Below are 20,251 nucleotides of genomic sequence, written 5' to 3'. Positions count from 1 at the left end.
CGGCGGCCGGGGGTTCGGCGCCGAGGCCGGGATCGCCGTCCCGCGCCCCGGGCCGGCGTGCCGCGCCCCTGGCGGCATTGTGGTCCGCGTCCCACACAGGCTCGCCCTCCGGTGTGCCGTGCTCCGGCTGCGCCGGGTGCTCACTTACCGCGTCACTGGCCGAATCGCCGGCCGCCGGGCCCCGGCGGTCCGAGTCCGCCCCGGCCCGCCGCCCCGCCGCACCGCCACCGCGCCCGGCGGCGGTGCCGCCCCCGCGCCGTCCGCCCGCCGCGCCCGAGCCACGCTGCGCGGCCCCCTGGCCGCGGCTCCGCCGCCGGCCCGTGGCGGGCTGCTCCTCGGGCGTGGCCTCGCCGCGTGGGCGGGCAGCGCCCGGCTCGGCGGCCCCGGGGCCCGGGTCGGCGGCCGGGCCCTGGCCGGAGGCCGGGGCGCTCGCCGGTCCGGCCGCGGGGAAGTCAGGGCGTGGCCGCCCGCCGTCCGGCTCCTGGCCGGGGGCGGCGGCCCGTCGCACGGCGGTCCGCGGGTCCGGGACCGCGCCGTGCGCGTCCTCGGGCGCGCCCGAGGCGGCGGCTGGGCTGGTGGCCTGCCGCTCATTGTGGGAGGTGGGGTGCTCCGTCACGCGTGGGTTTCCATCCGTCCGGGGCCATGCGCCCTGTTCCTCCGGGCGCACCGAGTGTCAGACACGTCGTCGGCAGTGCAGATAGAGCTGGATCTCGGGTGGTACGTCGATGCTGGCCGGGGCGTACGAGTGCGAGTCCTCCCCGGTGATCTCGAAGCCCGCGTCCTGCACGACCCGCCGCAGTTCTTCCCGCAGGTAACCGGATACCCGCACCGAGTTGCCCAGGAACGGGATCGCGAAGTCGTCCACGTCCGCCTCGACCATGGCCAGGGCCAGCAGGCCCCCGGGTCTCAGCAGCCCGCGCAGCGCCCGCAGCGCGTACGGGATCTCCGGGCGGGGCAGCATCAGCAGCGCGAAGAAGGCGACGACGGCGTCGAATTCGCCCAGTTCGCGCGATCCGCCCAGCCCGTAGCGGCCGCCGGAGCGCAGGTCGACGATGTCCACCTGCTGGAAGGTGGCGGTCGGGACGTTGCTCCGGGCCAGTTCGAGCATGCCCGGGGAGATGTCGATGCCGACCACCTCGTGTCCGGCGTCGACGAGCTGACGGGCCGTGGGCAGGCCCGTACCGCAGCCGACGTCGAGCACCCGGGAGCCGGGCGCGAGGGCGGCGGCCAGCCATCGGCCGGCCGCGAGCTGGCCGTCCTTGTGCGGGAACGCCTCGTCGTAGCGGTCGCCGATCGCGTCGAAGGCCTCCGCCTGCCCGCTGCGGTCCAGCGCCAGCCGGTCGAAGTCCTCGAACCCCTCGTAGTCGTCGGCGTACTCGTCGCAGTCGCCATTCGCGCGTTCAGTGCCGCCTGCGCCGCCCGTGCCTTGTGGGCCTTGTGGGCCTTCTGGGCTTTCCGTCACCGTCACCGGCCCCCCGTCTCCCGCCGCGCCGTGGACGTGCCGGCCTCCCTCACCGCTCACGCCTCCGCCCCCTCCTGTGACCGCGTCAGATGTCACGCCTCATTCGTGAGTTGCGCCGCTGTCTGGTTTCCACGAGTTTTCACGAGTGCAGTCTTCCGGACGACGATCCTACGTTTGAAACACAGGGGCACAGCAAGAGGTTCAGGACCTCGAGTGCGCCGACGTGCGATACCGGCCGGTACGGTGCCAGTCGGCCGGCAGCGCGGGGACGGTCCACGCCGGGTCAGGACGCCAGTCCTCCCAGCCCTCCCGGAACGGCGCTCCCCAGGATTCGATGAGACCGACGGCGGCCCGGCCCGCGGCCCGTACGCGCTCGGCCTGCTGGGGGGACATCAGGCCGACGCGCTGGGCCTGCGCGAACTCGTCCTCGTCCTTCCATTCCCAGCTGCGGTCCGGGTAGACCGCGATGTCCAGGAAGTGGTCCTCCGAGTCGATACCGCCGCTCCAGCGCAGCCGCGGCTCCTCCAGGTTCACGTACCAGTTCTTGAACCGCCAGTCGTGCTCCCAGAACAGCCACACCGACCACGGCTCACCGGGCCGGGCGAGCTTGAGGACGCCGGTGCCCAGCCAGGTGGACAGCGCGGTGGTGCGCGGCTTGGTGTAGCGGGTGGACAGCGGCTCGCGGTGGACCGAGGTGCCGTCGGTGAGCTGCGGTTTGACGCAGGCGGTGCCGGCTGCCAGCCAGACCGCCAGCAGCTCGGCGGTGTCCTGGACGACGGTCACGGGGCGACAGATGTGAATGTTCTCGGCGGCGTTGGCGCGGTAGCGCCACAGGATGTGGTCCCCCGGCGCCCATCGAGCGGTGTCCGCCGTCTCCGTCGTCTCCACGATGTCCGCTGTCATGAGCAGATCTTAGGTGGGCCGACCGCACCACGCCGTGACCGGTACCGCAACACCGCGTTACGGGTGGGTCATCCGCAACACGTCCAGCGCCTCGTCCAGCTGCTCCAGGGTCAGCAGCCCGCGCTCCACATACCCCGACTCCAGAACCACCTCGCGGATGGTCTTCCGCTCGGCCAGCGACTTCTTGGCCACCTTCGCGGCCTCCTCGTAGCCGATGTAGCGGTTGAGCGGGGTGACGACGGAGGGGGAGGACTCCGCGTACTCGCGGGCGCGCGCCACGTTGGCGGTGATCCCGTCGACCGTACGGTCCGCCAGCAGCCGGGAGGCGGCGGCGAGCAGCCGGACGGACTCCAGCAGGTTCTTGGCGATGACCGGGAGCATCACATTGAGCTCGAAGTTCCCGGCCGCCCCGGCCCAGGCCACGGTGGCGTCATTGCCGGTGACCTGGGCGGCGACCATCAGCACCGCCTCGGGGATCACCGGGTTGACCTTCCCCGGCATGATCGAGGAGCCCGGCTGGAGATCGGGCAGGGCGATCTCGGCGAGCCCGGTGCGCGGCCCGGACGACATCCAGCGCAGATCGTTGGCGATCTTGGTGAGGGAGACCGCGAGGGTGCGCAGCTGACCGGAGGTCTCCACCAGGCCGTCCCGCGCGCCCTGCGCCTCGAAGTGGTTGCGGGCCTCGGTGAGCGGCAGCCCGGTGGCGCGCGCCAGCTCGGCGATGACGGCGGCGGAGAAGCCCGGCGGGGTGTTGATCCCGGTGCCCACGGCGGTGCCGCCCAGCGGCAGTTCCGCCAGCCGCGGCAGCGCGGCGCGCAGCCGCTCCACGCCGTAGCGGACCTGGGCGGCGTAGCCGCCGAACTCCTGGCCCAGCGTCACCGGCGTCGCGTCCATCAGATGCGTACGGCCCGCCTTGACGACATCCGCGAACTGAGCCGCCTTGCGCTCCAGCGCCGCCGCGAGGTGGTCGAGCGCCGGGATCAGATCGGCGGTGACGGCCGCGGTGGCCGCGATGTGGATGGAGGAGGGGAAGACGTCATTGGACGACTGGCTGGCGTTGACGTGGTCGTTGGGGTGGACGTCACGGCCCAGGCGCTCGCTCGCGAGGGTGGCCAGCACCTCGTTCATGTTCATGTTGGAGGAGGTGCCCGAGCCGGTCTGGAAGACGTCGACGGGGAAGTGCTCGTCCCAGCGGCCCCCGGCGACCTGCGCCGCCGCGTCCGCGATCGCCTCCGCGACGTCGGCGTCGACCACGCCGAGCGACGCGTTGACCGTGGCGGCCGCCGCCTTGATCCGCGCCAGCGCCTCGATATGCGCGCGCTCCAGACGCTGCCCGCTGACGGGGAAGTTCTCCACCGCCCGCTGGGTCTGGGCGCGCCACTTGGCATGCTCCGGGACCCGCACCTCACCCATGGAATCGTGCTCGATGCGGTACTTCTCGCCGGACTTCTCGTCGGACATGACGGGCCCACCTCCACTCAGCACAGCGCCCGCCGAGCCCGGCCTGTTCCCGCTCCGGGGCAGGTGATCGGGTGAGCCAGGTCACCGTACGGCCTTGGGCTCCGGCGTACGGGGGGTGTCGACCTCGCCGGTGCGGCGCAGCTTCTGCCACGGCAGCAGGGCGCCGGTCGCCGCGGTGACACACGAGTGCAGCAGCACCAGATACATCAGCTGCCGGTAGGCGATCTGCTGCAGCGGCAGCGCCAGCAGCGGGCCGTACCGCTCGCCGTCTAGCCGGAAGGCGTACGCCGCGCCGAACAGCTGCGCCAGCATCAGCGCCGACCACGCCAGCAGCGCCTTCACCGGGTCGATGAAGACCGCCCCGTACAGCGTGAACAGGTCGATCAGCGGTGCGCACAGCGGCGCGACCACCTGGAAGAGGACCACCAGCGGCATCCCGACCCGGCCGAAGCGCCCCGAGGGGCCGTGGTCGACCAGCGAGCGGCGGTGCTTCCACAGCGCCTGCATGGTGCCGTAGCTCCAGCGGTAGCGCTGCCGCCACAGCTGGCCCACCGTGCCGGGCGCCTCGGTCCAGGCGCAGGCGCTGTCCTGGTAGACGACGCGCCAGCCGGCCCGGTGCAGGGCGATCGTGATGTCGGTGTCCTCGGCCAGGGTGTCGGCGCTCATACCGCCCACGTCCAGCAGGGCGCGGCGGCGGAAGGCGCCGATCGCGCCGGGGATGGTGGGCATGCAGCGCAGCAGGTCGTACATCCGCCGGTCGAGGTTGAAGCCCATCACGTACTCGATGTGCTGCCAGGCGCCGATCAGACCGGCGCGGTTGCCGACCTTCGCGTTGCCCGCGACCGCCCCGACGCCCGGGTCGGCGAAGGGGCGGACCAGCTCGCATACGGTGCCGGGCTCGAAGACGGTGTCGCCGTCCATCATCACGATCAGATCGAAGCGGGCCTCGTCGATACCGCGGTTGAGGGCCGCGGCCTTGCCCGAGTTCTCCTGGCGCAGCACCCGTACGTTCGGCAGGCCGAGGGCCTGGACGATATCGGCGGTGCCGTCGGTCGAACCGTCGTCCACGACCAGGATCTCGATCGGATGGGTACTGGCGGCCAGCGAGTTCACCGTATTGGCGATGCACTCCTTCTCGTTGTACGCGGGCACGATCACGCTCACCGGCTCGTCCACCGCCCGGCCCCAGGTGAAGCGCCGCAGGTCGCGGGCGCGCCGGTGCCACCAGGCCAGCACCACCATCATCAGCAGCCGGGCGAGCACCGCCAGGCCCACCACGGCCAGCAGCCAGGCCAGCCCCGGCATGGCGAACTGGGTGACCGCCGCCGCCCAGATCAGGGCCCGGCCCTGCCAGACGCGCGCCCCGTCGGCCGGGTGGACGGCGGCCTCGGCGCCGAGCGCCCCGGTGACCGTGGTGAAGGTGTAGCCCTTCGCCTTCATCCGCTCGATGTACCTCCCCAGCGCCCGCACGGTCCGCGAGCGGTCGCCGCCCGCGTCGTGGAAGAGCACGGCGGCGCCCTTCCCGGCCTTCGGGGTGGCGTTGCGGACGATCCGCTCGACGGCCGGGCGCTGCCAGTCCCGGCTGTCGACGTCGATGAACGCGCTGATGTAGCCCCGGTCGCCCAGATACCGCTGGACCGGCCAGGTCCGGTCGTCGAGCGCGCCGAGGGTGGAGGCGTACGGGGCACGGAAGAGCGAGCTGCTGATACCGGCCGCACCGGCCAGAGCCAGCTGGGACTGGGCCAGCTCGCGGTCCACCCGGTCGCGGTCCTGGTAGGCGAGGTCGGCGTGGGTGAAGGTGTGCACGCCGATCTCATGGCCGTCGGCCCGGAGCCGGCGCACCAGGGAAGGGTTGCGGACCACCATCTGGCCGAGCACGAAGAAGGTGCCCGGCACGTCGTGGTCGCGCAGCACCTTCAGGACCTTGGGCGTCCAGCGGGGGTCCGGGCCGTCGTCGAAGGTCAGCGCGATGGTCCGGGCCGGGATGCGGTGGCCGGTGGGCCTGCCGCGGTCGTCGAAGGTGAGCACCGGGCCGCCGGTGCGGACCCGGTGGGGGACGTCGTGGGCGTGGTACGAGCGGTGCACCCGGGCGTCGTTGCCGACCTCGGCGTGCAGATAGCCGTCCAGCAGCATCCCGCAGACCACCGCGACCAGCGTGGCCACGCCGAGCACGATGCGCAGCCGGGGGACGGCGTGCCGCCCGGCGGCGGCCATCCGGGACACCGTGTGCCGGGAGACCCGGCGCGGGCGCGGCAGCCTTGGCTGCCTGCCGCCGCTCATCGCGCCCCGGCCTCCGTCCGGCGGTCGGCGTGCCGGTCGGCTACGGCGCCGGGGGCCAGAGTGTCGGGGGCGACGGCGGTGCCGCCCGAGAAGCCCGTTCCCAGGAGGGCCGTGTATCCGATGACCGCCGCCCCCGCGACCACGCCCGCGTGCCGCAACAGGCGGGCGCGGCGCCCGGAGAGGTCCACGAACACGGGCCCCGCGTCTGACTGAGGGTCCATAAACCAGAGGCTAATGCAGCAAATAGGATTTTCCGCATATAGGTAAACAGTGCGGTGTGTCATAGCTCGTGACGGTTCATTCGATGTGCGAGCTTTGAAGAGCGGCCGAAGCGCCGCCGCCGCCGAACAGAGCATCCGGTTGGGGCGCGCCCGGCAGCCTGTACCGGAAGGAGAGCACATCGCGTGAGGGCCATCTCCACCCCGCGCCTGGGCGGCCGCACCATGCTCGCCGCGGCCGTCTGCGCCGCCGTCGCCGTCTGGGCCGGCGGCGAGCGCCCGCCCCCGCGGCTCGCGTCCCCGACCGCGCCCCCGCCCACCCACTCACCCGCGCCCCCACCCGCGCCGCCGGTGGCCCGCCCTGACGTCCCGTTGGCGCCGTACGTCAGCGCCTGGGCGGCCGGGTACGACATGGCCGAGGCCGCCGCGCGCGGCGTCAAGGAGTTCACGCTGGGGTTCGTCATCGCGGGCGGCGGCTGCGTCCCCGTCTGGGACGGCGGGATCCCGCTGGCCGACCGGGCGCTGACGGCCCGGATCGCCGCCGTGCGCCGGGCCGGAAGCGACGTACGGGTCTCCTTCGGCGGCGCTGCCGGGCGGGAACTGGCCACGGTCTGCGCCGACGTACCCGAACTCGCCACCGCCTACGCCGCGGTGATCGACCGTTACGGCTTCACCAAGGCCGACTTCGACATCGAGGGCGCCACCCTCGCCGACCCCGTCTCCGCCACCCGCCGGGCGCAGGCCATCGCGCTGCTCCAGCGCGCCCGCCCCGGCCTGGAGGTCTCCTTCACCCTGCCCGCCATGCCCTACGGCCTGACCGACGACAGCAGCGCCCTGCTCGCCAACGCCCGGGCCCAGGGCGTCGATGTCTCGGGCGTGAACATCATGGCCATGAACTACGGCGGCGAGCACACCGGCGATATGGGCCGGTACGCCGTCCAGGCCGCCATCAACGCCCACGGCCGGATCCGCGGCGTCCTCGGCCTCTCCGAGGCCGCGGCCTGGAAGACCCTCACCGTGACTCCGATGATCGGGGTCAACGACGTCTCCGGAGAGGTCTTCACGCTCGAGGACGCCGCCGGGCTCGCCCGGTTCGCCGCGGCCAAGGGGATCGGCCGGCTGTCCATGTGGTCCGCGGAGCGCGACCGCCCGTGCCCCGCGGGCGAGGGCGCCCCCGGTCCTGACCCCGCCTGCAGCGGCGTGATCCAGCGCCCGGGGGCGTTCGAGGCGGTGCTGGCCGGCTGAGCGGGCCCGGCAGGCCCCGCAGGGGGATTCCTCTGCGGTGTGGTCACCCGCCCCGGCCCTCCGGGGCCAAAGCGCCGGCAGGAGGGGGGAAGGGGGGCGGCCGACCCTGTGTCCTGGTTCCTCGGCCCAATGGGTGGTTGAGCTCAGGACTGGCTCCGCTGCGCTCCGCCGCGACTGCTGCCGCGCGGTGGCGAGCCGGCCAGTTCAGCGGTGCGCTGCGTCGGGGCGCGTGAGCGTGACGTACGGGCCGGCGATCGCTGGGCGGCATGGTCCGGACGCCGCGTGCGGGCGTCGTCTCGCGCCTTCGGCGCACAGCGGCCGGCAGCGGGAACGGGGAGGGGCGCCGAGGCATCGTCGCCGTCCTGCCCCATGGGCTCTCACCGGTCGGCGGGCGGTGGGACGGTGGGGCGGTGGGTGGTCGTCCGGAGTGGTGGGGGCTGGTCCGGTCGGGGGCTCTCCACCCGCCTGCTCTTAAAAAGATGCTTGCTCTGTATCAAGTACCGCATCAAGTGGTTTTCTGAGAGCAGGTGGGTGGAGAGGGGGTCCTGGCTGCCGGTGCTCGCTCATCTGTCGCGCTCCCGCGCCCCGGTCCAGCGCACCGCTGGACTGACCGCTTGGCCACTGCGCGGCAGCAGCTGCGGCGGAGCGCAGCGGAGCCTGTTCTGGGCTCAGCCGTCCGCCGGGCCGAGGAATGGGGGCACCGGGCCGGCCGCCCCCTTCCCTCCTTCTGCTGGCGTTTTGGACCCGGAGGGTCCGAGACGAAAGCCGCGCCCGCGTGAGCCGAATGCCGCGAGACGGCGCACCGGCGCAGGCGAAGCGGTCAGCTCCCCGGGCGGACCGGGATGCTGGTGACGAACGGCTGGGACGGGCCCGGGTCGGTGAAGAAGTCGTTCCCCTTGTCGTCGACCACGACGAACGCCGGGAAGTCCTCGACCTCGATCTTCCAGACAGCCTCCATGCCGAGCTCCGCGTACTCCAGGACCTCCACCTTCTTGATGCAGTCCTGGGCCAGCCGCGCCGCCGGGCCGCCGATCGAGCCGAGGTAGAAGCCGCCGTGCGCGTCGCAGGCGTCGGTGACCTGCCGGGAGCGGTTTCCCTTGGCCAGCATGACGTACGAGCCGCCGGCCGCCTGGAACTGCTCCACGTACGCATCCATCCGGCCCGCCGTCGTCGGCCCGAAGGACCCGGAGGCGTAGCCCTCGGGGGTCTTGGCCGGGCCCGCGTAGTAGACGGCGTGGTCGCGCAGGTACTGCGGCATCTCCTCGCCCGCGTCCAGCCGCTCCTTGATCTTCGCGTGCGCGATGTCGCGGGCGACGACCAGCGGGCCGGTGAGCGAAAGCCGGGTCTTGACCGGGTACTTGGTCAGCTCCGCCCGGATCTCGTCCATCGGCCGGTTGAGGTCGATGCGGACCACGTCGTCGTCCGACAGGTGCTCATCGGTGGTCTCCGGCAGGTACCTGGCCGGATCGGTCTCCAACTGCTCCAGGAAGACGCCCTCGGGCGTGATCTTCGCCAGCGCCTGGCGGTCGGCGGAGCAGGAGACCGCGATGGCCACCGGGCAGGACGCGCCGTGCCGCGGCAGCCGGACCACCCGTACGTCATGGCAGAAGTACTTGCCGCCGAACTGCGCGCCGATCCCGATCCGCTGCGTCAGCTCGAAGACCTTCTCCTCCAGCTCCTTGTCGCGGAAGCCGTGACCGGTGGGGGAGCCCTCGGTGGGCAGCTCGTCCAGGTAGTGCGCCGAGGCGTACTTCGCGGTCTTGAGCGCGTACTCCGCGCTGGTGCCGCCGACCACGATCGCCAGGTGGTACGGCGGGCAGGCCGCGGTGCCCAGCGAGCGGATCTTCTCCTCCAGGAACTTCATCATCGAGCCCTCGTTGAGGACCGCCTTCGTCTCCTGGTAGAGGAAGGACTTGTTGGCCGAGCCGCCGCCCTTGGCCATGAAGAGGAACTTGTACGCGCCGCCGTCGGTCGCGTACAGCTCGATCTGGGCCGGCAGGTTGGAGCCGGTGTTCTTCTCCTCCCACATGGTCAGCGGGGCCATCTGGGAGTAGCGCAGATTGAGCTTGGTGTACGCGTCGTACACGCCGCGCGACAGGGCCTCCTCGTCGCCGCCCTCGGTCAGCACGTTCTGCCCGCGCTTGCCCATCACGATGGCCGTGCCGGTGTCCTGGCACATCGGGAGCACGCCCGCGGCCGCGATGTTGGCGTTCTTCAGCAGGTCCAGCGCGACGAAGCGGTCGTTGGGGCTGGCCTCGGGGTCGTCCAGGATGCGGCGCAGCTGGGCGAGGTGCGCCGGGCGCAGATAGTGGGAGATGTCGTGCATCGCCTCGGCCGCGAGCTTGCGCAGCGCCTCCGGCTCGACCTTGAGGAACGTACGCCCGCCGGCCTCGAAGGTGCTCACGCCCTCGGAGGTCACCAGGCGGTACGGCGTGGTGTCCTCGCCCAGGGGCAGCAGGTCCGAATAGGCAAACTCTGGCATCGCGGCCATTCCTCACTCGACGGGGCTACGGCTGACTTCTTCGACAGCGCACACCAGCGTAGAACGGGGCGGGACCGCGGGATCTGTGAGGTCGGGCATACGAAGCCTTCGGCCGGCCGCGCCGGACTCCGTCCGTCGAGCCGGTCCGCCCCCTAGTCGCGATACAGCCCCTTTGGGATGGCCGTCCTCGCGCTGCTCGGCCCTGGGGGCCTCCCAGGCTTCGGCAGGCCGCGTCGGACTCCGTCCGTCGAGCCGGTCCGCCCCCTAGTCGCGATGTAGCCCCTTTGGGATGGCCGTCCTCGCACTGCTCGGCCCTGGGGGCCTCCCAGGCTTCGGTCGGCCGCGCCGGACTCCGTCCGTCGAGTCGGTCCACCCCCTAGTCGCGATACATCGCGACTGGGTACTCTGGCCGGGTGACTGAGCAGCAGCCGGTGCCTTTGACGAAAACCGCCGCGCCCACGAAAACCGCGCCCGCGCCCGTGTCCGCCGGGGAGCTGCGCGCCTCGGACGCGGATCGCGACCGGATCGCGGACATCCTGCGCGAGGCCCTGGCCGAGGGCAGGCTCGACCCCGAGGAGCACGCCGAGCGGATCGACGCGGTCTACCGTGCCAAGACCGTGGGTGAGCTGGACCCCTTGGTCCGCGATCTGCCCGCGGCCGCGGCGGCCGGCCGCGCCGCCGCCCCGGCGCCGGGCGATTCGGGGCCCTGGGGGCCCCGCGCCCTGCCCGCCTCCGACAACCTGATGGCGGTCTTCGGTGGCGCGGCGCGCAAGGGCCGCTGGCGGGTCAGGCGCACCACCAATGCCTTCGCGTTGTTCGGCGGCGTCGAAATCGACCTGACCGAGGCGCTGTTCGAGCATCGGGAGATCGTCATCAACATCTGCGCCATCTTCGGCGGAGTCGAGATCAAGGTCCCGGAAAACGTCACGGTCAGCGGCGACGGCGGGGGCGTTTTCGGTGGATTCGACATCAAGACGTTCGAGTCGCCGGATCCGGACGCCCCGGCGATCGTGGTGCGGGGATTCACCCTCTTTGGCGGTGCCGAGGTCAAGCGCAAGCGCGGAAAACGCCTGAAGAACCTACGTTCATATTGAATTCCCGGGCGGGGCAACGGTGTGCATAAGCACGCGCACAGCGGGTAAGGCTTGGTGCATCGTCTCTCGTACGGCTGATGGGGGTGCTAACGGGCCGTACGGGCCAGGCGGGCAAGGGTGACCACCGGAGCCGTCGTCAGGAGTAGACCGTGCTGCAACCGCATCAGCCCCTGCTGGACGCCGCCGTGCCCCCGCAGCGCATCCCCGCTCGGGATCAGGCAGGCCCCTGGCACTCGGAGGCGGTGTGCCGCCGGGACGAGGCCGGGCTGTTCTTCGCTCCCTCGAAGGAGCCCACGGCTGCGCGGCTGTCGCGGGAGGAGGCCGCCAAACGCGTCTGCGCGCGCTGCCCGGTCATGGTCGAGTGCCGCGAGCACGCCCTGCTGCAGCCCGAGCCGTACGGGGTGTGGGGCGGGCTGACCGCGGCCGAGCGCCGCGTCGTACTGGCCCGCCGCCGGCGCCGCGAGGCGGAGCTGCAGCGAGCCGTACGGGTGGCGGCGGCCGGCTGACTCCTGGCTGACCTCCGGCGGGGAACCTCCCGGCGGCAGCTGGGGGAGAACCGAGCAAAAACAGGCGGCCGGGCCCCGCCGGGGAGGAGGGGCCCGCCCGTAACCGCAGCGCGTACTGGCGGCTAGCGCGCGCGGTCGAAGTCGACCGAGGCGTAGGCGCGCAGCTTGGACAGCCGGTGGACCGAGTCGATCTGCCGGATGGTCCCCGACTTGGAGCGCATCACCAGCGACTGGGTGGTCGCGGTCTCCGCGCGGTACCGCACCCCGCGCAGCAGATCGCCGTCGGTGATGCCGGTGGCCACGAAGAACACGTTGTCGCCGCTGACCAGGTCGTCCGTCTCCAGCACCTGGTCGAGGTCATGGCCCGCGTCGATCGCGCGCTGCCGCTCCTCGTCGTCCTTGGGCCACAGCTGGGCCTGGATGGTCCCGCCCAGACACTTGATCGCGCAGGCTGCGATGATGCCCTCCGGCGTACCGCCGATGCCCAGCAGCAGGTCCGCGCCGGCGCCCTCGCGCGCGGCCATGATCGCGCCGGCCACGTCGCCGTCGGAGATGAACTTGATCCGGGCGCCCGCCTCCCGGATCTCCTTGACGATGTTCTCGTGCCGGGGCCGGTCGAGCACGACCACCGTGACGTCCTCGGGGCTGGACTTCTTCGCCTTCGCGATCCGGCGGATGTTGACGCCGGGCGGTGCGGTGATGTCGACGTACTCGGCGGCCTCCGGGCCGGTGGCCAGCTTGTTCATATAGAAGACCGCGGACGGGTCGAACATGGTGCCGCGATCGGCGACGGCCAGGACGGATACCGCGTTCGCCATGCCCTTGGCGGTGAGCGTGGTGCCGTCCACCGGGTCCACGGCCACGTCGCACTCCGGGCCGGTCCCGTCGCCCACGCGCTCTCCGTTGAAGAGCATGGGCGCTTCGTCCTTCTCGCCTTCGCCGATCACCACGACACCGTTCATGGACACGGTGTGGACGAGGGAGCGCATGGCCTTCACGGCGGCGCCGTCGGCGCCGTTCTTGTCGCCACGCCCCACCCAGCGACCGGAGGCCATGGCACCGGCCTCGGTGACCCGGACGAGTTCCAGGGCGAGGTTGCGGTCGGGGGCCTCGGGGCTGACTTCCAGCTGGGACGGCAGATGATGCTCGGTCATCGGATCGCACCTTTCTGTACGGCGACGGCCGGATGTGAGGGTGATTCGTGCATTGTGCGGGGGCTGGGGACAGCCCCCCGAAAAGCACAGTATCCGCTGATTAGGAATGTGAGCAGAGGGCCCCACGCATGAGCGCGACAGTCATGAGGGACGATAGGGGGCGTGGCAGGTATGCGAGGCAAAGAGACGGTGCGGGACATGGTGCTGTCGGTGGCGGCAATAGGCGCCGTCGCAGCGGGCATCTACGTCTTCGCCATTCCGCACGACGACAGCAAGAATCCGCTGAAGACGGTCGACTACAGGGTAGAGCTGATCACCGCCCGGCGCGCGGCGCCGTATCCGGTGGCAGCGCCGGAGCCCGGCAGCCTGCCCAAGGGCTGGCGCGCGACCTCGGTGACGTACGGACCCGTGCAGTCGTCGCAGGCGGAGGGCACGGCGTGGCATCTCGGCTTCCTCACCCCGAAGGAGGACTACGTCGCGGTCGAGCAGAGCGACGCCAAGGCGGGGCCGTACATCGACGATGTCACCCAGCAGGCGAAGAAGACGGACAAGAAGCAGCGGATCGACGGCAAGGAGTGGATCCGCTACGAGGGCGACAAGTACGACGCGCTGGTGAGCGCGGAGCCGGGCGTGACCACGGTGGTCACCGGCACGGCGTCGTTCGGACAGCTGACGGAAATGGCCGCCGCGCTCAACACGGGGAAGGGCTGAGCGCGACGGCACCTGCCCCGCCGGGGGAGCGGGGCGGATCGGGGGTCTCAGGCAGGGGCCTGGGACAGGGGCCTCAGACGGCGGTCACGACCTGGTCGTAGGCCAGCCGCGGGGCGCGCGGGAACGAGGCGTCCTCGCCGGGCCTGCCGATGTTGACGATGATCAGCGGAGTGTGGTCGTCGTCCAGGAACTCCTTCTGCACACCGGCCGCGTCGAAGCCCGTCATCGGGCCGGCGGCCAGGCCGGCGGCGCGGATGCCCAGGATGAAGTAGCCGGCCTGGAGCGAGGCGTTCAGCGCCGCGGCCTGCTCGCGGGCGGCGCGCTCGCTGAAGAACACGTCCTTGGCCTGCGGGAAGTGAGGGAAGAGGGCGGGCAGCTCCTCGTGGAACTCATTGTCCGCGGCGAGGATCGCGACCAGCGGGGCGGTGGCGGTCTTGGCCCGGTTGCCCTCGGACATATGCGGGACCAGGCGCTCGCGGGCCTCGGCCGAGCGGACCAGCACGACCCGCAGGGGCGACTGGTTGAAGGCGGTGGGGGCGTACTTGATCAGGTCGTAGATCGCCTGCACCTGCCCTTCGGTCACCGGCTCGTCGGTAAAGGTGTTGGCGGTGTGGGCCTCGCGGAAGAGGAGGTCCTGGGCGGCGGGGTCGAGGGCCAGAGACATGAGCGTGAACAACCTTCTGCTTGCTGTGGGGGGTGCGCTTACGGAGCCCCACCATACGCGGATTAGGTTAATGTTCAACTAAATGGCGGGCGGGGTGCTCCGAATCACAGCACCCGAGCCCGCCGCCTGCCGCCCGCAGACCGCGTCAGCTGCCGCCGTCCCCCTCCTCGCCTTCGTCCCCCTCCGCCGTCTCGGCCAGCGCCGCGTCCAGCCGCGCCCGGGCGCCCTCCAGCCAGCGGCGGCAGACCTTCGCCAGCTCCTCGCCGCGCTCCCAGAGGGCAAGCGACTCCTCGAGGGTCGTCCCGCCCGCCTCCAGGCGGCGCACCACCTCGACCAGCTCGTCGCGGGCCTGCTCATAGCCGAGCGTGGACGCCTCGGCCGGGTCCCCGGCCGACTGCGCGGCCTTCGCCTTCCCCGCCTTCTCTTCGGTCTTTGCCATGTCGCACAGCCTATTCAGAGGCGCTGACAACGGGGCTGACAACGGCGCGGACCGTGAATTCGCCCTCGGCGACCCGCGCCCTGAGCTCTTCGTCCTCGCTCACCTCGGCCGCCGCCCGGACCACCGCCCCGTCCGCGCGCTGCAGCACCGCATAGCCGCGCCGCAGCGTCGCGGCGGGGGACAGGGCCACCACACGGGCGTGGGTGTGCTTCAGCTCCGAGTCCGCCCGGTCCAGCAGATGGCCGAGGCAGCGCCGGCCGCGGTCCAGCAGCCCCGAGACCTGCTCGGCCCGCTCGTCCACCATCCGGTGCGGCTGTCGCATACAGGGCCGGGCCAGCGCCGCCGCGAGCCCCCGCTCCTCCCGGTCCAGCAGGCCGCGCGCGCTGCGCAGCGCGCGCTCGCGCAGCTGCTGGATCCGCATCAGCTCCTCGCCCACGTCCGGGACGACCTTCTTGGCCGCGTCGGTTGGCGTGGAGGCGCGCAGGTCGGCGACGAGGTCAAGCAGCGGCGAGTCCGGTTCGTGCCCGATCGCCGAGACGACCGGGGTGGCGCAGGCCGCCACGGCCCGTACCAGCTGCTCGTCGGAGAAGGGCAGCAGATCCTCAACGCTGCCGCCGCCGCGCGCCACGATGATCAGGTCCACCTCCGGCAGCGCGTCCAGCTCCTGGACCGCCTCGATCACCTGCGGTACGGCATGGACACCCTGCACCGCGACATTGCGCACCTCGAAGCGGACCGCGGGCCAGCGCAGCCGCGCGTTCTCCAAGACATCGCGCTCGGCCGCCGAGGCGCGGCCGCAGACCAGCCCTATCAGCTGCGGCAGGAACGGCAGCGGCTTCTTGCGCTCGGCCGCGAACAGCCCCTCCGCCGCCAGCGACTTCTTCAGCAGCTCCAGCCGGGCCAGCAGCTCCCCGACCCCGACCGGCCGGATCTCGACGGCCCGCAGGGACAGCTGGCCGCGCGGCGCGTACCACTCCGGTTTGGCGTGGACCACCACCCGGGCGCCCTCGGTGACCGTGTCCGCGACCTTGTCGAAGACGGCGCGGAAGCAGGTGACGCTGAGCGAGATGTCGTACGAGGGGTCGCGCAGGGTCAGGAACACCACCCCGGCGCCGGGGCGCCTGGACAGCTGGGTGATCTGCCCCTCCACCCATACCGCCCCGAGCCGGTCGATCCACCCGCCGATCAGCCGGGACACCTCGCCGACCGGAATCGGCGTCTCCGCGGACGTGTTGACAGCCATGTACGCGAGCGTATCGGCCGCCACTGACAAAGACCCGGGGCCATGGCCCCTACCATGGGGAACATGACCGCAACGACAGCCCGCCGGGTCCTGCTCGCGGCCCCCCGCGGCTACTGCGCAGGCGTGGACCGTGCCGTAATCGCCGTCGAGAAGGCCCTCGAGCAGTACGGGGCGCCGATCTACGTGCGCAAGGAGATCGTCCACAACAAATACGTCGTGCAGACCCTCGAGAAGAAGGGCGCGATCTTCGTCGACGAGACGGAGGAGGTGCCCGAGGGATCCATCGTGATCTTCTCGGCCCACGGCGTCGCGCCCGTCGTCCACGAGGAGGCCAGGCAGCGCCGGCTCGCCACCATCGACGCGACCTGCCCGCTGGTCACCAAGGTCCACAAGGAAGCCGTCCGGTTCGCCAAGGAGGACTACGACATCCTCCTGATCGGTCACGAGGGCCACGAAGAGGTCATCGGCACCAGTGGCGAGGCACCGGACCACATCACCCTCGTCGACGGCCCGCAGGACGTGGAGAACGTCGAGGTCCGCGACGAGTCCAAGGTCGTCTGGCTGTCCCAGACCACCCTCTCCGTCGACGAGACGATGGAGACCGTGGACGCGCTCAAGGAGCGGTTCCCGGCGCTGATCAGCCCGCCGAGCGACGACATCTGCTACGCGACGCAGAACCGCCAGACCGCGATCAAGCAGGTGGCCGCCGAGGCCGACCTCGTCATCGTCGTCGGCTCCAAGAACTCCTCCAACTCGGTACGGCTGGTCGAGGTCGCCCTCGGCGCCGGCGCCAAGGCCGGGCATCTGGTCGACTTCGCCAGCGAGATCGACGAGGCCTGGCTGGAGGGCGTCACGACGGTCGGCGTGACCTCGGGCGCCTCGGTGCCGGACGTGCTGGTCGAGGGCGTGCTGGAGTGGCTGGCCGAGCGCGGCTTCGGGGATGTGGAGGTCGTCCAGCCGATGCAGGAGAGCCTGACCTTCTCGCTGCCCAAGGAGCTGCGCCGCGACCTGAGGTCCGAGGCGGCGGCCGCGGCGGCGGAGACCGCTCCTGCCGAAACCCTCTAGCCTTCTGATCATGGAATCGACGCACACCGCACCGCAGCAACAGGCGCCGCAGCAGGCGCAGCAGCAAGCGCAAGCGCAGTCGCAGCCCGAGGCCGCCGTCCGTCCCGGCGACGCCGTCAGCGTCCTGGGCGTGGACATCGGCGGCTCGGGCATCAAGGGCGCGCCGGTGGACCTGGCGCGCGGAGACCTGGCCGTGGAGCGCTTCAAGGTCCTCACCCCGCAGCCGTCCACGCCCGAAGCGGTGGCGGAGAGCGTCAGGGAAGTCGTCGACTCCTTCGGCTGGGCCGGGCGGCCGGTCGGGGTGACCTTCCCGGGCGTGGTGACCAGCGGTACGACGCGCACCGCCGCCAACGTCGACAAGAGCTGGATCGACGTCGACACGGCGGCGCTGCTCGGCGAGCGCCTGGGGTCGCCGGTCACGGTGGTCAACGACGCGGACGCGGCCGGTATCGCGGAGATGACCTTCGGCGCCGGGCGCGGCCGTACGGGCACGGTCATCCTGCTCACCTTCGGGACCGGCATCGGCAGCGCCGTCTTCATCGACGGGCGGCTGGTGCCCAACACCGAACTGGGCCATCTGGAGCTGGCCGGTCACGAGGCGGAGAAGCGGGCCTCGACCAAGGCCAAGGACGACCACAACCTGAGCTGGCACAGCTGGGCGCACCGGGTGCAGAAGTACCTCGAGCACGTGGAGATGCTGTTCTCGCCCGAGCTGTTCGTGATCGGTGGCGGGGTGAGCCGCAAGGCGTCGAAGTTCCTGCCGCTGATCGAGGGGATCAAGGCCGAGATCGTGCCTGCGCAGCTGTTGAATAACGCGGGGATCGTGGGGGCCGCGATGGCTGCCCGGACCGCGATGGCCGCCCAGGCCGCGACGGCTGATCGGGCCGCGACGGCTGGTCGGACCGCGACGGCTGATCTGTCCGCGACCCGCGGCTCTGCTGCTGCTCCCACTGCTGGCGCTGGTTCCGCCGACTGACCAGGGCGCCCTTGCGCGCCAGCACGATCAGCGAGGTCAGCAGCGTCCCGGCGTAGAGCCAGCCGGCGGTCAGCGACAGCGAGGTGAACACGCCCATCGTCTGTCCGGCCAGGCCCGCCGTCCCTTCGTTGATCGGCAGCAGCCCGAACGCGAACGCGATCGGCACCCCGACCGGCCCCGCGGCCAGGTCCACGGGCCGCACCCACAGCCCGCAGGCCGCGCTCACCAGCAGGAAGATCACGCCGTACGAGGTGGTGGAGCCGGAAAACAGCAGCGCGTCCAGGCAGCCGAAGCCCAGCATCGCGACGGTGGCCAGCAGCCCCGCCCCGAAGCCGGTGAGGCGCGGGGTGGGATAGCGCAGCCCGGCCACCGCCCGCCGCACGGCCGGCCCCACGGCGCCCGCCGCGGTCGCGGTCGCGGGCGCCGGCCGCCGAGCCGCCTCGCTTCTCTCCTTGTCCCGGCTCTCCCGGCTCTCCCGGTCGTCCCGGCTCTCCCGGTCGTCCCGGTTGTCCCGGTTGTCCCGAGTCTGCTGGCTGCCTCGGCTCACGTCTCTGTCGTCCGCCGCCGGGCGGGGCGACGGGGCGTATGAACGTCGCGGGGGACGGGTGCTGTATGGCTCCACCCGACCAACGTAGGTCGAGGGACGGCGAGAATCCGGCGTTGGACACGCCCTTCGCAGGACCTTGGCAGTGTGTTCGACCGATTGTCAGTCCGGCCGGGTGACGCGGAGCGGCCCCGTAGACTGGTGCATCGGCCCCGCAGCGGGCCTCGTCCCTGTCGTCACATTCTCGCTATGGGAAGTTACGGGAAGTCGCCAACGTGTCGCTCACGATCGGAATCGTCGGTCTGCCGAATGTCGGCAAGTCGACCCTGTTCAATGCCCTGACCAAGAACGACGTGCTGGCGGCCAACTACCCGTTCGCCACCATCGAGCCCAACGTCGGCGTGGTCGGCGTCCCCGACCCCCGCCTCAACACCCTCGCCGGGATCTTCGGCTCGGCCCGTAAGCTCCCCGCCACGGTCGACTTCGTCGATATCGCGGGCATCGTCAAGGGCGCTTCCGAGGGCGAGGGCCTGGGCAACAAGTTCCTGGCGAACATCCGTGAGTCCGATGCGATCTGCCAGGTCATCCGTGCCTTCAAGGACGAGAACGTCGTCCACGTCGACGGCAAGGTCTCGCCCAAGGACGACATCGAGACGATCAACACCGAGCTGATCCTCGCCGACCTCCAGACCATCGAGAAGGTGCTGCCGCGCCTGGTCAAGGAGTCGCGGATCCAGAAGGACAAGCAAGCCCAGGTCAAGGCCGTCGAGGAGGCCAAGGCCATCCTCGACGAGGGCCGCACTCTGTTCTCCGCCGGCATCGTCCAGGGCACCGAGCGCGCCGCCGTCCTCCACGATCTGCACCTGCTCACCACCAAGCCCTTCCTCTACGTCTTCAACGTCGACGAGGACGAGCTCACCGACGACGCCTTCAAGGACGAGCAGCGCGCCCTCGTCGCCCCCGCCGAGGCGATCTTCCTCAACGCCAAGCTGGAAGCCGACCTGGCCGAACTCGACGACGAGGAAGCCCTCGAACTCCTCCAGTCCGTCGGCCAGGACGAACCCGGCCTCGCCACCCTCGCCCGCGTCGGCTTCGACACCCTCGGCCTGCAGACCTACCTCACGGCCGGCCCCAAGGAGTCTCGTGCCTGGACCATCAAGAAGGGCGCGACCGCCCCGGAGGCGGCCGGTGTGATCCACACCGACTTCCAGAAGGGCTTCATCAAGGCCGAGGTCATCTCCTTCGAAGACCTGGTCGCCACGGGCTCGGTCGCCGAGGCCCGCGCGGCGGGGAAGGCGCGGATGGAGGGCAAGGACTATGTGATGCGGGACGGGGACGTGGTGGAGTTCCGCTTCAACGTTTGACGGGCGCCGTAGCATCGTCGTGGCGATCTGGCAAACACGCAGGTCAAACCGGGTAGGCCCGCAACGGGGTCGACCCCGTCGCCGTACCTGTTGCTGGATCCGTGCTGGATCACCTGACGTCTCGTCACCTGTCGTCATGCCTGGTCATCCTTACCGCTGCTGGATCCGCGCTGGATCGAGCTGATTTTGAACCGTCGGCAGGTTGCAGTAAGGCTTCCAAGCGTCGCCACTTCGGCTGGCGTGCCCAATAACCAACTAAGTGACTGAATTGCCGGAATCGATGAAAGTGTGGGAAACGAGCCTCTCCATGCGCTAAACCCACAGGTCACGCAGTCTGCTCCCCGCACCCGCGGGGATGGTCCCCATCGCTTCTGGATGCGCGCCAGCGGTAGGAGCTGCTCCCCGCACCCGCGGGGATGGTCCCGAGTACAGGGAGAGGC

The 20,251-nt window shown here is 71.3% G+C and carries 17 protein-coding genes, 2 pseudogenes and 1 CRISPR repeat array (1 of these 20 running past the window's edge); of the genes and pseudogenes, 7 read left to right on the top strand and 12 right to left on the bottom strand.

Going from position 1 to position 20,251, the window contains the following annotated elements; genetic code table 11:
- The 6 genes and pseudogenes from ACWDSL_RS11380 to ACWDSL_RS11355 form a co-directional block, all read right to left on the bottom strand.
- Positions 1-616, bottom strand: a pseudogene (locus tag ACWDSL_RS11380) (hypothetical protein); the annotation flags it as partial.
- A 57-nt stretch (positions 617-673) separates the two neighbouring features.
- Positions 674-1,336, bottom strand: coding sequence for a class I SAM-dependent DNA methyltransferase (locus ACWDSL_RS11375; protein ID WP_450484063.1), 663 nt, complete (start codon positions 1,334-1,336; stop codon positions 674-676).
- A 327-nt stretch (positions 1,337-1,663) separates the two neighbouring features.
- Positions 1,664-2,365 carry a cytidylyl-2-hydroxypropylphosphonate hydrolase gene (gene fomD / locus ACWDSL_RS11370; RefSeq protein WP_450484053.1) on the bottom strand — a complete coding sequence of 234 codons (702 nt, stop codon included), beginning with the start codon at positions 2,363-2,365 and terminating at the stop codon, positions 1,664-1,666.
- A 57-nt stretch (positions 2,366-2,422) separates the two neighbouring features.
- Positions 2,423-3,826: a class II fumarate hydratase gene (locus tag ACWDSL_RS11365; protein ID WP_450484051.1), complete on the bottom strand. Its 1,404-nt coding sequence runs from the start codon at positions 3,824-3,826 to the stop codon at positions 2,423-2,425.
- An 81-nt stretch (positions 3,827-3,907) separates the two neighbouring features.
- Complete coding sequence (locus ACWDSL_RS11360; RefSeq protein ID WP_450484061.1) at positions 3,908-6,040, bottom strand: bifunctional polysaccharide deacetylase/glycosyltransferase family 2 protein; 2,133 nt, start codon at positions 6,038-6,040, stop codon at positions 3,908-3,910.
- 62 nt (positions 6,041-6,102) lie between these two features.
- Entirely contained in the window at positions 6,103-6,327 is a 225-nt protein-coding gene (locus tag ACWDSL_RS11355) for a hypothetical protein (protein ID WP_450484049.1), read from the bottom strand.
- 183 nt (positions 6,328-6,510) lie between these two features.
- Here ACWDSL_RS11355 and ACWDSL_RS11350 point away from each other — a divergent pair, with 183 nt between their 5' ends.
- Positions 6,511-7,569 (top strand): chitinase, encoded by a 1,059-nt coding sequence (locus tag ACWDSL_RS11350; RefSeq protein ID WP_450484047.1) that lies wholly within the window; start codon positions 6,511-6,513, stop codon positions 7,567-7,569.
- An 820-nt stretch (positions 7,570-8,389) separates the two neighbouring features.
- On the opposite strand, the gene ACWDSL_RS11345 is transcribed toward ACWDSL_RS11350, so the two are convergent.
- A complete protein-coding gene (locus ACWDSL_RS11345) occupies positions 8,390-10,051 on the bottom strand; it encodes a fumarate hydratase (RefSeq protein ID WP_450484045.1) in 1,662 nt (553 codons plus the stop codon).
- 413 nt (positions 10,052-10,464) lie between these two features.
- On the opposite strand from ACWDSL_RS11345, the gene ACWDSL_RS11340 reads away from it, so the two are divergent.
- Positions 10,465-11,145 (top strand): DUF1707 SHOCT-like domain-containing protein, encoded by a 681-nt coding sequence (locus tag ACWDSL_RS11340; RefSeq protein WP_450484043.1) that lies wholly within the window; start codon positions 10,465-10,467, stop codon positions 11,143-11,145.
- 149 nt (positions 11,146-11,294) lie between these two features.
- Complete coding sequence (locus ACWDSL_RS11335; RefSeq protein ID WP_014176756.1) at positions 11,295-11,651, top strand: WhiB family transcriptional regulator; 357 nt, start codon at positions 11,295-11,297, stop codon at positions 11,649-11,651.
- A 122-nt stretch (positions 11,652-11,773) separates the two neighbouring features.
- Here the strand turns inward: ACWDSL_RS11335 and glpX are convergent, their stop codons facing one another.
- Entirely contained in the window at positions 11,774-12,805 is a 1,032-nt protein-coding gene (glpX, locus tag ACWDSL_RS11330; RefSeq protein WP_089505048.1) for a class II fructose-bisphosphatase, read from the bottom strand.
- 171 nt (positions 12,806-12,976) lie between these two features.
- Here glpX and ACWDSL_RS11325 point away from each other — a divergent pair, with 171 nt between their 5' ends.
- Complete coding sequence (locus ACWDSL_RS11325) at positions 12,977-13,516, top strand: DUF4245 domain-containing protein (protein WP_450484059.1); 540 nt, start codon at positions 12,977-12,979, stop codon at positions 13,514-13,516.
- Positions 13,517-13,589: 73 nt separating this feature from the next.
- Here ACWDSL_RS11325 and ACWDSL_RS11320 read toward each other — a convergent pair whose 3' ends face one another.
- The 3 genes from ACWDSL_RS11320 to xseA form a co-directional block, all read right to left on the bottom strand.
- The gene (locus ACWDSL_RS11320) at positions 13,590-14,180 is read right to left on the bottom strand and encodes a malonic semialdehyde reductase (RefSeq protein WP_450484038.1); all 591 of its coding nucleotides are present in this window, start codon (positions 14,178-14,180) and stop codon (positions 13,590-13,592) included.
- 145 nt (positions 14,181-14,325) lie between these two features.
- Positions 14,326-14,619, bottom strand: a complete 294-nt coding sequence (locus ACWDSL_RS11315; RefSeq protein WP_450484032.1) for an exodeoxyribonuclease VII small subunit — start codon at positions 14,617-14,619, stop codon at positions 14,326-14,328.
- Positions 14,620-14,629: 10 nt separating this feature from the next.
- Positions 14,630-15,862 carry an exodeoxyribonuclease VII large subunit gene (gene xseA, locus ACWDSL_RS11310; protein ID WP_450484030.1) on the bottom strand — a complete coding sequence of 411 codons (1,233 nt, stop codon included), beginning with the start codon at positions 15,860-15,862 and terminating at the stop codon, positions 14,630-14,632.
- A gap of 54 nt (positions 15,863-15,916) precedes the next feature.
- Between xseA and ACWDSL_RS11305 the strand changes: the two genes are divergently transcribed.
- Both ACWDSL_RS11305 and ppgK read left to right on the top strand, forming a co-directional pair.
- Positions 15,917-16,927 carry a 4-hydroxy-3-methylbut-2-enyl diphosphate reductase gene (locus tag ACWDSL_RS11305; RefSeq protein ID WP_450484028.1) on the top strand — a complete coding sequence of 337 codons (1,011 nt, stop codon included), beginning with the start codon at positions 15,917-15,919 and terminating at the stop codon, positions 16,925-16,927.
- A 124-nt stretch (positions 16,928-17,051) separates the two neighbouring features.
- Positions 17,052-17,903 carry a polyphosphate--glucose phosphotransferase gene (ppgK, locus tag ACWDSL_RS11300; RefSeq protein ID WP_450484057.1) on the top strand — a complete coding sequence of 284 codons (852 nt, stop codon included), beginning with the start codon at positions 17,052-17,054 and terminating at the stop codon, positions 17,901-17,903.
- A gap of 70 nt (positions 17,904-17,973) precedes the next feature.
- Here the strand turns inward: ppgK and ACWDSL_RS11295 are convergent.
- Positions 17,974-18,204: pseudogene (locus tag ACWDSL_RS11295) on the bottom strand (DUF6542 domain-containing protein); the annotation flags it as partial.
- Positions 18,205-18,722: 518 nt separating this feature from the next.
- Here ACWDSL_RS11295 and ychF point away from each other — a divergent pair.
- The gene (gene ychF / locus ACWDSL_RS11290) at positions 18,723-19,811 is read left to right on the top strand and encodes a redox-regulated ATPase YchF (RefSeq protein WP_450484026.1); all 1,089 of its coding nucleotides are present in this window, start codon (positions 18,723-18,725) and stop codon (positions 19,809-19,811) included.
- Between the two features lie 334 nt (positions 19,812-20,145).
- A CRISPR array of direct repeats spans positions 20,146-20,251; the repeat unit is 29 nt; unit sequence CTGCTCCCCGCACCCGCGGGGATGGTCCC (it continues 1,509 nt past the right edge of the window).

Source organism: Streptomyces sp. NPDC000941 (genome assembly GCF_053599555.1).
The sequence above is the reverse complement of the archived record's forward strand: the minus strand, read 5'-3'. Positions and strand labels throughout refer to the sequence as shown.

Excerpts from the sequence above, each read along its gene's own strand:
- fomD (WP_450484053.1), bottom strand. The coding sequence starts at position 2,365 with ATGACAGCGGACATCGTGGAGACGACGGAGACGGCGGACACCGCTCGA.
- ACWDSL_RS11365 (WP_450484051.1), bottom strand. The coding sequence starts at position 3,826 with ATGTCCGACGAGAAGTCCGGCGAGAAGTACCGCATCGAGCACGATTCC.
- ACWDSL_RS11360 (WP_450484061.1), bottom strand. The coding sequence starts at position 6,040 with ATGGCCGCCGCCGGGCGGCACGCCGTCCCCCGGCTGCGCATCGTGCTC.
- ACWDSL_RS11355 (WP_450484049.1), bottom strand. The coding sequence starts at position 6,327 with ATGGACCCTCAGTCAGACGCGGGGCCCGTGTTCGTGGACCTCTCCGGG.
- ACWDSL_RS11345 (WP_450484045.1), bottom strand. The coding sequence starts at position 10,051 with ATGCCAGAGTTTGCCTATTCGGACCTGCTGCCCCTGGGCGAGGACACC.
- glpX (WP_089505048.1), bottom strand. The coding sequence starts at position 12,805 with ATGACCGAGCATCATCTGCCGTCCCAGCTGGAAGTCAGCCCCGAGGCC.
- ACWDSL_RS11325 (WP_450484059.1), top strand. The coding sequence starts at position 12,977 with ATGCGAGGCAAAGAGACGGTGCGGGACATGGTGCTGTCGGTGGCGGCA.
- ACWDSL_RS11320 (WP_450484038.1), bottom strand. The coding sequence starts at position 14,180 with ATGTCTCTGGCCCTCGACCCCGCCGCCCAGGACCTCCTCTTCCGCGAG.
- ACWDSL_RS11315 (WP_450484032.1), bottom strand. The coding sequence starts at position 14,619 with ATGGCAAAGACCGAAGAGAAGGCGGGGAAGGCGAAGGCCGCGCAGTCG.
- xseA (WP_450484030.1), bottom strand. The coding sequence starts at position 15,862 with ATGGCTGTCAACACGTCCGCGGAGACGCCGATTCCGGTCGGCGAGGTG.
- ACWDSL_RS11305 (WP_450484028.1), top strand. The coding sequence starts at position 15,917 with ATGGGGAACATGACCGCAACGACAGCCCGCCGGGTCCTGCTCGCGGCC.